11 protein-coding genes are annotated in these 13921 nt (G+C 63.1%); 4 read left to right on the forward strand and 7 right to left on the reverse strand.

Going from position 1 to position 13921, the window contains the following annotated elements; all coding sequences use genetic code 11:
- The coding region (locus AC2FM5_RS04860) for an HTD2 family dehydratase (RefSeq protein WP_496734185.1) at positions 1–708 on the forward strand (708 nt) is incomplete at its 5' end.
- Here AC2FM5_RS04860 and AC2FM5_RS04865 read toward each other — a convergent pair.
- Positions 700–1734, reverse strand: a complete 1035-nt coding sequence (locus AC2FM5_RS04865) for an NAD(P)/FAD-dependent oxidoreductase (protein ID WP_496734187.1) — start codon at positions 1732–1734, stop codon at positions 700–702. The genes AC2FM5_RS04860 and AC2FM5_RS04865 overlap by 9 nt on opposite strands.
- A 55-nt stretch (positions 1735–1789) precedes the next feature.
- Between AC2FM5_RS04865 and mnmC2 the strand changes: the two genes are divergently transcribed.
- Positions 1790–2455: a tRNA (5-methylaminomethyl-2-thiouridine)(34)-methyltransferase MnmC2 gene (mnmC2, locus tag AC2FM5_RS04870; RefSeq protein ID WP_170360866.1), complete on the forward strand. Its 666-nt coding sequence runs from the start codon at positions 1790–1792 to the stop codon at positions 2453–2455.
- A complete protein-coding gene (locus tag AC2FM5_RS04875) occupies positions 2452–3321 on the forward strand; it encodes a DMT family transporter (protein ID WP_170451347.1) in 870 nt (289 codons plus the stop codon). The genes mnmC2 and AC2FM5_RS04875 overlap by 4 nt, the downstream gene beginning before the upstream one ends.
- On the opposite strand, the gene AC2FM5_RS04880 is transcribed toward AC2FM5_RS04875, so the two are convergent.
- Positions 3295–5268 carry a lytic transglycosylase domain-containing protein gene (locus AC2FM5_RS04880; RefSeq protein ID WP_496734190.1) on the reverse strand — a complete coding sequence of 658 codons (1974 nt, stop codon included), beginning with the start codon at positions 5266–5268 and terminating at the stop codon, positions 3295–3297. The genes AC2FM5_RS04875 and AC2FM5_RS04880 overlap by 27 nt on opposite strands.
- 133 nt (positions 5269–5401) lie before the next feature.
- On the opposite strand from AC2FM5_RS04880, the gene dapA reads away from it, so the two are divergent.
- Positions 5402–6274, forward strand: a complete 873-nt coding sequence (gene dapA, locus AC2FM5_RS04885; RefSeq protein WP_496734192.1) for a 4-hydroxy-tetrahydrodipicolinate synthase — start codon at positions 5402–5404, stop codon at positions 6272–6274.
- A 74-nt stretch (positions 6275–6348) separates the two neighbouring features.
- On the opposite strand, the gene AC2FM5_RS04890 is transcribed toward dapA, so the two are convergent.
- The 5 genes from AC2FM5_RS04890 to xsc all read right to left on the reverse strand — a co-directional run bounded on the left by AC2FM5_RS04890 (position 6349) and on the right by xsc (position 13799).
- Positions 6349–7221, reverse strand: a complete 873-nt coding sequence (locus AC2FM5_RS04890) for a dimethyl sulfoxide reductase anchor subunit family protein (protein WP_496734194.1) — start codon at positions 7219–7221, stop codon at positions 6349–6351.
- A gap of 1 nt (position 7222) precedes the next feature.
- Positions 7223–7972, reverse strand: coding sequence for a 4Fe-4S dicluster domain-containing protein (locus AC2FM5_RS04895; protein ID WP_496734196.1), 750 nt, complete (start codon positions 7970–7972; stop codon positions 7223–7225).
- Positions 7973–8084: 112 nt separating this feature from the next.
- Complete coding sequence (locus tag AC2FM5_RS04900) at positions 8085–10904, reverse strand: molybdopterin oxidoreductase family protein (protein WP_496734198.1); 2820 nt, start codon at positions 10902–10904, stop codon at positions 8085–8087.
- Between the two features lie 90 nt (positions 10905–10994).
- The gene (gene pta, locus AC2FM5_RS04905) at positions 10995–12002 is read right to left on the reverse strand and encodes a phosphate acetyltransferase (protein WP_496734200.1); all 1008 of its coding nucleotides are present in this window, start codon (positions 12000–12002) and stop codon (positions 10995–10997) included.
- A 21-nt stretch (positions 12003–12023) separates the two neighbouring features.
- Positions 12024–13799, reverse strand: a complete 1776-nt coding sequence (xsc, locus tag AC2FM5_RS04910; protein ID WP_496734202.1) for a sulfoacetaldehyde acetyltransferase — start codon at positions 13797–13799, stop codon at positions 12024–12026.
- Positions 13800–13921: the final 122 nt, after the last annotated feature.

Raw genomic sequence — 13921 nt, forward strand, 5'->3', positions numbered from 1 at the left:
ACGTCGCTGCCGCCGTTTTTTCACCAGCTGTTTTTCTGGTCACCGCGCCCGCCCGAGGGCTTGGGGCGCGACGGTCATCCCGCGGTGGGCGGAGGGCTGGTCCCCGACCTCGGTCTTCCGCGTCGGATGTGGGCCGGTGGGCGACTGCGGTTCGCCGCTCCGCTGATCGCCGGCACACCAGCCGAACGCCGCTCGACCTTGAGCAAAGTGAGCACCAAGACCGGACGGACTGGGCCCTTGGGGTTTGTGACCCTCAAGCACGAAATCTGGCAGGACGACACGCTGTGCCTGACCGAATGGCAGGACCTTGTCTATCGCGAGGATCCGTCGGCCGATGCACCAAAATCAGCGGCCCCGGTTGCCCGGACGGACGAAACAGACCTGCGCCAGGTCGAGTTCGACACCACGCTGCTGTTTCGGTACTCGGCGCTGACATTCAATGGCCACCGCATCCACTATGACCTTGACTATGCCCGCGATGTCGAAGGCTATGCCGGGCTGGTGGTTCATGGACCGCTTCTGGCGCAACACCTGATGCTGCTCGCCACTGATCTCATGGGGCCGCTGGCCGAGTTCTCCTTTCGCGCGTCCTCTCCGCTGATGCATTTCGAGCCTGCCACGCTGTGCCGAAACGGAAACGATTTATGGGTCCGCGGTCCGGACGGTCGGCAGTGCATGCAGGCCGTGGCCCTTCCACGGTCACAGTGACGCCTCGGGGCGGAAGCCTTCGGGGATCGAATCCTGTCCGTCCAGTACAAGGTCTGCCATGACCTCGGCTACCTTTGGGGCCATGCCGAACCCGATCTTGAAGCCGCCATTGGCAATGAACTGGCCCTTGTGCAGCGGGTGTGCGCCCAGCATCGGCGCTCGGCTCTTGCTGCGGGGGCGGACTCCGGCCCAACGCTCGATCACCTCCGCGCCGTGTAGAACAGGAACCGCCTGCAACGCGCGCTGGATCACATCGTCAAGCGCAGCATCGGTGCCGGTCGGGTCGTCATAGTCCCGCTCGGACGTCGAGCCGATGGCCAGTGTCCCGTCGGCGTGGGGCACGAAATGGATCGACTCCGCAAACAGCTGCGGCACCTGGCCCGCGTCGAACCGCAGCAGTGCCGCCTGTCCCTTGACCCCGTTTCCGACTGCCTTGCCGAAAGCATCGGACAGTTCCAACAGGCCGGACACCCCGGTCGCATGAATGACTGCCCCGGTGTCCCGGGCTTCGGGCACGACCTCAACCCCCATCACGGCCAGCGCGGCCACCAGCGCGGCGCAGGCCCGGCGTGGATGCATGCGTGCACTCAACGTATCGTGGATGACGAATCCCGTTGCGCTGGGCGGGCACCATGATCCGACCGAGCGCGCCTCGACCACGGTCCATTCAGCCCGACCCTGCCAAAGGTCGCGGGCCGAGGCCGCACGCTGATGCGCCAGGTCGAGGTTCTTTGGGTCGTTGATGGGCTGGATCCGCCCCAGACGCGCATAGCCGGGCGAAACGCCGCCGGTGGCCTCCACCTGTCGCCAGAACGGTTCGGCCATCAGCAGGCTTTCGAATTGGAATGCTTTCTTGTCGTTCCAGTTTTCCGGAACGTGCGGGGCAAGGGCACCCACCAGCCCGCCGCTGGACCCTGAACCCGCGCCGTAGGGATCGACGACCCGGACCCTGGCGCCACGTCGCGCACAAGTCCAGGCGATGGACAGGCCAAATATACCAGCCCCGCGGATCGTCACATCGACCATTGCCAATCCCCTTTTCCTTGTTCAGTGTCGCGCCGCTTAGCTACAGGAATTCCCGATGGCAGACCAGCGCGCCAAATTGTCGTGGAGGGATGAGACAGTCCCTGTTTCTGATCGTTTCGACGACCCCTATTTCAGCCTTCAGAACGGACTGGAGGAGACCCGTCATGTCTTTTTGCAAGGCAACGATCTGCCCGCTCGCTTTGCCCCCGGTTTTCACATCGCCGAGCTGGGGTTCGGAACCGGACTGAACATGCTGACCGCTTGGTCGGAATGGGAGAAGTCCGGACAATCGGGTCCGCTGACGTTCACCAGTTTCGAAGCCTTTCCGATGGCCCCTGCCGATATGAAGCGCGCGCTTGCGGCCTTTCCCGAGCTGGCGCCCTGGGCCGACCGGTTCCTTGACCGATGGCAGGGTGGCGGCTGTGATTTGGACACGCTGCGTCTGACCGTGATCGAAGGTGATGCCCGCCAGACCCTGCCTGTTTGGGACGGGCTCGCCGATGCCTGGTTCCTGGATGGGTTCTCGCCCGCCAAGAACCCTGAGTTGTGGCAGCCTGAACTGATACGGCAAGTGGCGGCCCATACAGCGCCCGAAGGGACGGCCGCCACCTATACCGCAGCCGGGTTCGTGCGGCGTGGGTTGCAGGAAGCCGGGTTTTCGGTATCCCGCGCGCCGGGATACGGCCGCAAACGGCACATGACGCGGGCGACCAAGGCATGACCCAGACAAACAACGTGCGGGCGGGTATTGCGCTGATGATCGCGGCCACGATCGTGTTTGCGTTGCAGGACGGCATCTCGCGCCATCTGGCCGGCACGTACAACACCTACATGGTGGTCATGCTGCGATACTGGTTCTTTGCGGCTTTCGTGATTGCCTTGGCGGCGCGCGCACCCGGTGGTCTGGCGGCCGTCGCCCGGACGCGGCAACCGGGCCTGCAGATCCTGCGCGGCCTGCTGCTTGCCGGCGAGATCTGCGTCGCCGTCTACGGCTTTACCATTCTCGGCCTGATCGAGAGCCAGGCGGTGTTCATCTGCTATCCGCTTCTGGTCGCCGCGCTCAGCGGGCCGGTGCTGGGCGAGAAGGTCGGCTGGCGGCGCTGGTCGGCCATCGGGGTCGGATGCGTTGGCGTGCTCATCATTCTGCAGCCCGGCATGGGCGTTTTCAATCCGTGGGCAGTGATCCCTCTGATCTCGGCGCTGATGTTTGCGTTCTATGGTCTGCTGACCCGCTATGCCGCGCGTCAGGACAGTACCGCAACCAGCTTCTTCTGGACCGGGATCGTCGGAGCATTGGTCATGACCTGCATCGGCCTGTGGTTCTGGGAGCCGATGGTGCCGCGGGATTGGTTCTGGATGGGGCTGCTGTGCATTACCGGCGTTTTGGGGCATTGGCTGCTGATCAAGTGCTACGAGATGGCAGAGGCCAGCGCCGTACAGCCCTTTGCCTATTTCCACCTGATGTGGAGCGCAATCCTGGGCATCACGATCTTTGACGAGACCCTGCGCCCCGCGGTGGTCGCGGGGGCGGGGCTGGTGGTGGCGGCGGGTCTGTTCACCCTATGGCGCGAACGCCGACAGGGTTGATCCGACCAACTCCTGCGAGAACGGGATCGGCAGCGCGGGTTTGCCCAGCCTTGCGCGGTAGACAGGCAGGCTCTCGGTCACCCGCATCACATAGTTGCGGGTCTCGTTGAAGGGGATCGTCTCGATCCAGTCGACGATATCCACCGCGCCGGTTCGCGGGTCGCCGTAGCGGTCCATCCATGATTTCGGGCGATTGGGGCCGGCATTGTAACCTGCGGCCATCATCACGACGTTGCCGTTGAATTCGGCAGCCAGCCCGGCCAGATAGTTTGCCCCCAGTTTGGCGTTGTATCGCCAATCCGAGGTCAAACGTCCCGTCTGATGACCGCTGAGAATGCCCAGTTCCTGCGCGACCAGCTTGGCGGTCGCAGGCATCACCTGCATTAGGCCGCGCGCGCCGGCACCGCTGATCACGACCGGGTCGAATTCGCTTTCGCGGCGTGCGATGGCCAGGGTCATTTCCTTGGCCATGGGCAATCCGATATCCGCAACGGGATGGACCGGGTAATACGCCGCGGGCAATACGACTCCATTCGTCGCGGCCCGTTTGGCGATCATCACCGCCAGATGCGGCTCCTTCAACTCGACCGCCAGATCACCCAGCTGGCCGGCCTGCACCGGATCCAGGCTTTCGACCAGGTGCGTCAGGAACCGTTCGCCCAATTCCGGCTCGCCAGCTCGTATCAGCAGCAGCCCCGCCTCAAGCACACTGGACTTGGCGAACTCGGCCTGTTTCCAATGGGGCGCCCGGCGCGGGTTGGCCAGGTCGCTGTCAAATGGCCGTCCGATCTGTTCTGCAGCCAACAGGCCATAGAACGAGGTCTGGTAGTCGGCGCCGATTGCATAAGCCTCGTAGGCTTTCTCGGCGTTTCCGGTTGCGGCGTAGGCCCGGCCCAACCAATACCCGCCCCGACCCATCGAGATCGGAGACTTCACAGCCCCCAGGAAGTTCTGGAAATGCCGAACGGCTGTGGCCGGGTCGTTCAGCTTGCGCAAAGCCAGGAAACCCGACAGCCACTCGAGGTCGGCATATCCATACCCCATCTCGGGTGTCATGTGGTGATTGGCGGCGATGGCATAGGCCCGGTTCGCATCACCCTGACGCATTTCCAGCCGAGCCAGCCTGCGTCGCCCTTCGGCCCACTTGTCGGGTTCGCCCAGTGCCTGCGGGCTGGTCGAGCGCGCCAGCATCAGATCAATGGCGCTGTCGTCCAGCTCTTTGCGGTCCCGCCATACGAACCGGTCAAAGGCCAGCCCCGGATCATCGGCAAGCGCCTTCGGAACGGCGGCAACCTTGCCATCCACGCCGGGTTGGCGCTTTTGCAGGGCGATCCGCGCTTCGGCCAGTTTGCGGTAGTCTTCGCTGACCAGCGGCAGCATCTGGGCCGAGCTGATCAGATGACCATCCCACAGCATCCGGTCCAGACGAGCCTCGTGATGCGGTTTCAGCAGTGGCCCGAAGTTCTGAACGTAGTCCTGCTGCAGGCCCGAACCCATCGGCATCGTCCGCCAGGCAGTGACGATATCTGCCTCGGCCTCACCGGTTCGGCCCTTGGCCTTCAGTGCCACAGCATAGTTCAGAGCTCCCTCGGCGGTCTGTGGGGGGTTGTCCTTGTAGAACTTCAGCACCCGGTCCGGGTCCGCGCCGGTAAAGGACGGCTCGCTTTTGCGGCGCAGCCAGGCAAGGCCCGGCCAATCGGGCCGCCGTTCCAGAAAGACCAGAACATCGCCCGAGCTGCCGAAGCCTTGGCGCAGCCAGTGCCACACGATGATGTCGCGCGCGACCGAGCCGCGGGTGCCGGCCACGCGCAAGGCGGCGTTCCAGTCGCCTTTGCGCATTTCGGACATTGCGGCCCGAAGATCGGACACCACATCGGCCCGCACGGCCTGAGTTTGAAGCGTCAAAGCTAGAATCATCGTCGCGATCAGCGACAGAATCCGTGTCATCCCTTGCATTTCCCGACCAACCGAGGATACAGCCATTCAGGATAAACCTTGCGCCGCCGGGATCAACTCAAGAAACCTAAATTCGTGTCGGCCCGCGACGCACATCACACGATTGAACCTCAAGGAGCGTTCCATGTTCAAAGGCTCGATGCCAGCTCTCGTCACCCCGTTCCGCAACGGCGAGTTGGACCTGGATACGCTCAAACAATTGGTGGAATGGCAGATTGCCGAAGGGTCGACCGGTCTGGTGCCCGTCGGCACGACCGGCGAAAGCCCGACGCTGAGCCACGAGGAACACGAAACCGTAGTGGCCGAGGTGGTCAAGGCCGCCGCGGGGCGCGTGCCGGTCATCGCCGGGGCCGGGTCGAACAATACGCTCGAAGCCATCCGGTTCGTGCGATTCGCACAGAAAGTGGGTGCGGATGCGGCATTGGTCGTCACGCCCTACTACAACAAGCCGACTCAGAAAGGCCTGTTGTCCCATTTTCGGGCGCTGCATGACTGTGCGGATATTCCGATCATCATCTACAACATCCCGGGCCGCTCGGTCATCGACATGAACCCGGACACCATGGGTGCGCTGGCGCAACTGCCTCGGATCATCGGTGTCAAGGACGCCACGGGCGATCTTGCCCGCGTCAGCCAGCAGCGCGCTGCCTGCGGCAAAGACTTCTGCCAGCTTTCGGGTGAGGACGCGACGGCCCTGGGTTTCAACGCTCATGGTGGTGTCGGCTGTATCTCGGTCACCGCGAACGTGGCCCCAAAGCTGTGCGCCGAGTTCCAGCAGGCGACCCTGTCGGGCGACTATGCGACGGCGCTGGAATATCAGGATCGGTTGATGCCGCTGCACGAGGCCATATTCATCGAACCGGGCCTGGTGGGTGCGAAATACGCGCTCAGCAAACTGGGACGCTGCACCGAAGAAGTGCGGTCGCCGCTGACGACGCTGGAAGACAGCACAAAGGCCGCGATTGATGCCGCGATGGAGCATGCGGGCCTGATCTGATCAGGCGTGTTCCAAAAGAAAAAGGGCGGTGTCCGGGAGAACCGGCACCGCCCTTTGCTTGCCTGCAGAGCGACTTAGCGCTTGCCGTAGTACAGCCCGACCACATGTTCGGCCTGGGCAAAGAACAGCCAGCGAGAAGTCGCGATTCCTGCCAGATGAGATAGCACCGCCAGCGCTCCGACCAGGTGGTTGAACGGCAGGATCAACAGACCGACGGGAACCACGAAGGCCAAGGCAAAGGAAATGGCCCGCAGCTTGTCTGCGTGTTTGCGTCCGACAACGTGAACGAATTCGCGCAGCAGATAGTTGGTTCCTGTATGCGGCGGTTCAAACGCGCGGACAGAACCCCGGTCGCCAAGACCAGTTGCCGTACCAAGGTTGGTTCCCGAGTTGGCCAAGGCCTGATCGCCCGAACGCCAGTAAAGAATTTGAACCAGCGCGGCGATCAACAGCAGCGGGATCGCAAATGCGGTCTGCCCCGCCAGAAGCGCGCCACCCGCCACGCTGAAGCTCAGAAACATCACAGGCGTCAGTGTCAGGTTCCACCGCGGGATCGTCTTGAGTTGCGTGTAGATCATCGAGGTCGTGAATACGGTCGCCAATGAGAGCAGCGAACCGATCAGACCCAGACCGGACCAGCGTTGGTCCAGAAAGATCGCGCCGATCGCATAGAGCCCCATGACCAACAGGGCCAGAACTGCGCACCAGCCCTCGCGGCTGAGCCAGCTTGTCTTCCATTGGGTGAACGCCTTGAGCGCGCGCTCGGCGTGGCCGAGGTGAAAGGTCGAGGCCATGAGCCCTCCCACGGACAGCGCATAGGCGATGGCGAAGAACACGAAGGCCACCCAGCCCGAGACATTCGGAAAGCCGAGGCCCAGGAAGAACAGCAGGCCGAAGCCCAGCCCCGACAGAGTGGTGAACAGGATGACGGAAGGTGCGGGATGCATGTCAGAGCTTCTCCAATGCCTTGTCCAGCCAGCCAAGGAAGCCCTTCGGCTCGTCGGCGACCGGCGCCAGCAGGGGCGCCAGGATGTCGATCTGCTTTTCGACCGTATCCTTGGGGCGGGGTGGCAGGTATTTGTTGACCGGTTTGGTGCCCATTTCGGGCATCAGATCCATTCCGCCGCGCTCGACCACCAGTTGGCTGACCTCGCTGTCGGGGTCGCCCAGATCACCGAAATGGCGGGCCCCCGCGGGGCAGGTCCGCACGCAGGCGGGAACGCGGTCTTCCTCGGGAAGGTTGTCGTTGTAGATGCGATCGACGCACAGGGTGCATTTCTTCATGACCCCCTCTGCTGCGTCCAGTTCGCGCGCGCCATAGGGGCAGGCCCAGGCACACAGGCCGCAGCCGATGCAGTCGCTTTCGTTGACCAGCACGATCCCGTCCTCGACCCGCTTGTAACTGGCGCCGGTGGGGCAGACGGTGACGCAGGGCGCATCCTCGCAATGCAGGCAGGATTTCGGGAAATGGATCAGCTGGGCGGCACCTTCGGCCGGCTGCACCTCGTAAGAGTGCACCCGGTTCAGGAATGTGCCCGAGGGGTCCGCGCCATAGGCGTCCTGATCGGACAGGGGGGCGCCGTAGTTCTCGGTGTTCCAGCCCTTGCAGGAGATCACGCAGGCATGACAGCCGACGCAAGTATCCAGGTCAATGACCAGGCCCATTTTTCGCTCGGTGGATTGGGGAAGTTGGGTCATGGCGTCTGCTCTTTGTCGAGGGCCGGGGTCGAAAGGGGGGCAACCCCCTCCTGAGCCGCTCGGCTCAATTCATCCCCGGAGTATTGCGGGCCAAATGGAGTGCGGGGCATCGTCATTTGCCAACCTTCCATGCGAGATCCTTGGGGCCGGTGCCGACCGGAGATTTGATTGGCGGGAATTCCGGTTGGCTTTGGGCGTCTGCCGGTGCTTCGGCTTTTTCGATCTTGACCTTGAGGTCAAACCACGCGGCCTGTCCGGTGATCGGGTCGGAATTGGCCCAGCGCAGACCGTCGCCCTTGGGCGGCAGCAATTCGTGGATCAGGTGGTTGAGCAGGAATCCTTTGGTCGCCTCGGGCGCGTCGGGCTGCAGCGCCCACGCGCCCTTGCGTTTGCCGATGGCGTTCCATGTCCAGACGGTGTTGTCGTTCAACGCCGCCATTTCCATTACGGGCACAGTGATTTCTCCGTGCGGAGAACTGACTTTGGCCCAGTCCCCGTCCTTCAGTCCGTGTTCGCACATCAGCTTGGTGGGAACATACAGCGGGTTGCGCCCGTGCAGTTGCCGCAACCAGGCATTCTGGGTGCCCCAGCTGTGATACATCGCCATGGGGCGCTGGGTCAGGGCGTTTACGGTAAAGCCTTCGTTTCCGGTCTGGTCGGTTTCGTACCAGATCGGAAGCGGGTCCATGGTTTCTTTGATGCGGCCGCGCAAGTGGTCGGGGGGCTGGCGGTCACCATGGCCTTCGGCGGCCAGCTGGAACTTGCGCATCGGTTCGGAATAGAGCTGGAACAGGTAGGGTTGCGGGCCGTCATACAGGCCCATTCCCACTGCCCAGTCCTGATAGGCGCCGTTCCAGGGTTTGTAGAACAGGGCCTCGTCCGGGATGTGTTCCACGTAGAAGCCGCCATTCTCGATATAGCGGTCCAGTTGGTTCGGGTTCACGTCGCCTCGACCCACCTGCGAGCCATCTGCGCCGCGGAATCCAGCCAGTGGGCCGATGCCTGGCTTGCGCTGATGGTTGACCATGTAGTCGGCATAGTCCGTGTATTTGGCCGAGCCGTCCTCATCGGTGAAACCCGGCAGACCCAGCTTGTTGGCCAGCTGGATCAGCACCGTCTGAAATCCGCGCACGTCGCGATCGGGTTCGATCACCGGCCAGCGGATCGCATCTGCGGCTCCGTCGGCCTCGCAGATCGGGCGGTCGAGGAGCGAGATGCAGTCATGCCGCTCCAGATACGTGGTGTCGGGCAGGATCAGGTCGGCATAGGCCACCATTTCCGAGGAATAGGCATCGGAGTAGATGATCCGCGGAATCACGTAGTCTCCGTTGTCATCCTTGTCCGTCAGCATCTCGATCACGCCCTTAGTGTTCATGGTCGAGTTCCAGGACATGTTGGCCATGTACATGAACAGCGTGTCGATCTTGTAGGGATCGCCCGCGTGAGCGTTCGAGATCACCATGTGCATCAGCCCGTGGCTGGACATCGGGTTTTCCCAGGTAAAGGCCTTGTCGATGCGCGCCGGGCTGCCATCGGCCTTCAGGGCCAGATCTTCGGGGCCGCGCACGAAACCCAGATGCGGGCCGTCCAGGGGCGAGTTTGGCGTGACCTTGCAATGGGGGGTCGGGTGTGCTTCGACCGGCTTCGGATAGGGCGGCTTGAAGCGGAACCCACCCGGAACTTCGACCGTGCCAAGCAGGATCTGCAGCACGTGCAGCGCGCGGCAGGTCTGGAATCCGTTGGCATGGGCCGAAACGCCGCGCATCGCGTGCATGGCTACCGGCCGGCCGATCATCTTGCTGTGCTTTTCGCCCCGGAAGTCAGTCCATTCCTGGTCCAGCTCGAAGGCCTCGTCAAAGGCGACGCGCGCCAGTTCACCGGCGATGGCGCGGATCCGGCTGGCGGGTATGCCGCATTCATCGGCCACCGCTTCGGGGGCGTATTCGTCGCTGAGGTATTTTTCCGCCATCAGGTGAAAGACCGGCCGGTGGGTGATGCCGTCCATTTCATAGGTGGCGGTCAGGTCCGGCCGGACGCCCGGTTTGTCGAAGGCCGTCGGTTGCCCCGTGACCCGGTCAATCACCAACGGCTTGCCGTCCGCGTCCCGCAGAAACAGGCCCTTTTCAGGACCTTCGGCGGCATTCATCAGGACAGGGGCGTTGGTATAGCGGCTCAGGTAATCCAGGTCGATCCTGCCGGCTTTCATCAACACATGGATCAGCGACAGGATGAACAGCCCGTCGGTCCCGGGCGTGATGCCGACCCAGTCATCGGCCACTGCGTTGTAGCCGGTGCGGATCGGGTTCACCCCGATCACGCGGGCACCGCGCGCCTTGATCTTGCCGATACCCATCTTGATCGGGTTGCTGTCATGGTCTTCTGCCACGCCGAACAGCATGAACAGCTTGGTGCGGTCCCAATCGGGCTGGCCGAATTCCCAGAACGCGCCGCCCATCGTGTAGATTCCGCCGGCCGCCATGTTGACCGAGCAGAAACCGCCATGGGCCGCATAGTTGCAGGTGCCGAAATTCTGGGCCCAGAAGCTGGTGAAGGATTGCGACTGGTCGCGGCCGGTGAAAAAGGCGAGCTTCTCGGGGTTGTCCTCGCGCAACGGTTTGAGCCAGCCGACGGCGATGTCCAACGCTTCGTCCCAGCTTATTTCCTCGAACTCACCTGACCCGCGCGGACCCACCCGCTTGAGCGGAGCGCGCAGGCGTGACGGGGCGTTGACCTGCATGATGCCCGCGCTGCCTTTGGCGCACAGAACCCCCTTGTTCACCGGGTGGTCACGGTTGCCCTCGATGTAAGCGACCTTGCCATCCTTCATGTGGACGTTGATCCCGCATCGGCAGGCACACATGTAGCAGGTTGTCTTGCGAACCTCGTCCGAGACCTTGGGAGACGTGTCGAGGATTGGCTGCTGATGGGTCATTTGCGGATCCAGTCGTTTGCGTCGGGACGAACTTGTCACTTTCAGCCCGGATTTAGAATACTGTTCTGACGATGGCGCCAGATTTGATAGTCATGTTCCCAATGCCTGCAGCACGGTCACGGCGATCATCTGTTCGACATCCTCGGCGCTGCAGCCGCGGGACAGATCATTCGCCGGTCGGGCCAGACCCTGCAGCACCGGACCGATCGCCATGTATCCACCGATCCTCTGGGTGATCTTGTAGCTGATGTTTCCCGCGTCCAAATTGGGAAAGATCATGACGTTGGCCTTTCCGGCCACTGTCGATCCAGGAGCCTTTTTCTGGCCGACGGGGGGGTGAAAAGCCGCGTCGAATTGCAGCTCGCCGTCGACATGCAGCTCGGGATGCTGTTCGCGCAAAAGACGTGTTGCCTCGGTGACCTTGTCGACACCGGGATGTCTTGCGCTGCCTTTGGTCGAAAAGCTCAGCATCGCTAGCGACGGCTGTTCCCGCAGGATGGCCCGGGCCGACTGGGCCGAGGCGGCTGCGATATGGGCCAGCTCCGATGCGGTCGGATCAATCACGAGCCCGCAATCGGAAAACAGCATCGCGCGCGCATCAGGTCCGCCCTGGTCCGGCGGGTACATCAGGAAAAACGAGGACACCAATCCGGCATCCGGGGCCAGGCCGATCACCTGAATCGCCGTGCGAACTACATCACCGGTCGTGTGGACAGCGCCACCGACCGTTCCCGTGGCGCGCCCTGTCCGGACCAGCATGGCCGCGTAGACCAAGGGCGTTTCGGCGGCGGACCGGGCCGACGCTGCATCAACGCCCTTGTGCCGGCGCAGATCGTGGTAGATGGCCGCGAACTCCTCGGTCAGCGGCGACTCGGTCGGGTCATGGATGGAAAGGCCATCGCCCGGTGCGGCGCCCTGCGCCAGCAACTCGGCTTCGATTTCTGCCCGCGGACCGACAAGGATGATGTCGGACAGCCCTGCGGACCGGGCGGCAAGCGCCCCCGCAACGATGCGGGGATCACTGCCTTCGCTCAGAGCAACGACTGGCCGGATTGCCGGAGCTTGCTGACGCAACAACTCGATGGGTGTCAGGGTCATCCGCTCCAGCTCCGTTCCCGCTCAGACCTGCTGCGGCACCATGTCGTCGGCGGAAATGCCGGCCACGGCCACAGGCTTTTTCATCGCGTCGCGGCGGAACGGTTCACCCAGTTCCTGGTTGATCAGGGCTTCGATCAGGGTGGTGATGCCATTCTTCTGGTCTTCGATGGCCTGATTCAGGGCGGCGGTCAGCTCGTCCATGGTGTGGGCGACGACACCCTTCAGGCCGCAGGCTTGGGCGATGCCGGCATAGGACACTTTGGTGTCCAGTTCGGTGCCCACGAAGTTGTCGTCGAACCACAGGGTCGAGTTGCGCTTTTCCGCGCCCCACTGGTAGTTGCGGAACACGATCTGCGTCACGGCAGGCCATTCCTCGCGGCCGATGGCGGTCAGCTCGTTCACCGCGATGCCGAAGGCGCCGTCACCGGCAAAGCCAACTACGGGCACGTCCGGGCAGCCGATCTTGGCGCCGACGATGGCGGGCAGGCCATATCCGCACGGTCCGAACAGGCCGGGGGCCAGATACTTGCGACCTTCCTCAAAGGACGGGTAGGCGTTGCCGATGGCGCAGTTGTTGCCGATGTCCGAGCTGATGATGGCTTCTTTCGGCAGCGCGGCCTGAATGGCGCGCCATGCCATGCGGGGGCTCATCCAGTCGGGTTTGGCCGCGCGCGCGCGCTCGTTCCAGCTGGTACCGGGATCGTCGTCCTCGTGGTCCATGCTGCTGAGCTGCTGGGCCCAACGCGACTTCTTCTCGGCAATCTTGGCCTTGCGCTCGGCGCGGCCTTCGTCTCCGGCCGTGTCGCTCAGCTGCGCCAGGATGCCATTTGCCACCTTGGCCGCGTCGCCGACGATACCGACCGAGACCTTCTTGGTCAGGCCGATCCGGTCGGGGTTGATGTCGACCTGGATGATCTTGGCGTCGGCCGGCCAGTATTCCATGCCATAGCCCGGCAGGGTCGAGAACGGGTTCAGGCGCGTGCCGAGGCACAGGACCACGTCGGCTTCCTTGATCAGTTCCATCGCTGCTTTGGACCCGTTGTAGCCCAGCGGGCCGGCAAACAGCGGATGGCTGCCGGGGAAGGCGTCGTTGTGCTGGTAGCCGACGCAAACCGGCGCATCCAGACACTCGGCCAGGGCCTTCGAGGCCTCGATGCCGCCTTTGGCCAGCACCACGCCCGCTCCGTTCAGGATCACGGGGTTCTTGGCGTTCGACAACAGTTCGGCGGCCTTTGCGACAGCGGTTTCACCGCCTGCGGGACGCTCGAAATCGACGACCGCGGGCAGTTCGACGTCAATGACCTGAGTCCACATGTCACGCGGGATGTTGATCTGAGCCGGGGCGCTGGCGCGCTTGGCCTTCATGATCACGCGGTTCAGAACCTCGGTGACGCGGGATGGATCGCGGACCTCTTCCTGATACGCCACCATGTCCTCGAACAGTTTCATCTGCTCGACTTCCTGAAAGCCGCCCTGTCCGATGGTCTTGTTCGCGGCCTGCGGTGTGACCAGCAGCAGCGGTGTGTGGTTCCAGTAGGCGGTTTTGACGGCAGTGACGAAGTTGGTGATGCCGGGGCCGTTCTGTGCGATCATCATGGACATCTTGCCGGTGGCGCGGGTGTAGCCGTCGGCCATCATGCCGGCGCTGCCTTCATGAGCGCAGTCCCAGAACATGATCCCGGCCTTGGGGAACAGGTCCGAGATCGGCATCATGGCCGAGCCAATGATCCCGAACGCGTGTTCGATGCCGTGCATCTGCAGAACCTTAACAAAGGCCTCTTCTGTCGTCATTTTCATTTGGACGCTCTCCAAGCAATGGTGGAAACGGTCAGGCGATACGCCTTGGCTTGCCATTGGTTTTGGCGCAACGGGGGCATCTGGGTTAGGGCCAGACACGGCGCCGGAGTAGGTCCAGTGTG

The sequence above is a fragment of the Ruegeria sp. BHSA162 genome, from assembly GCF_059613385.1.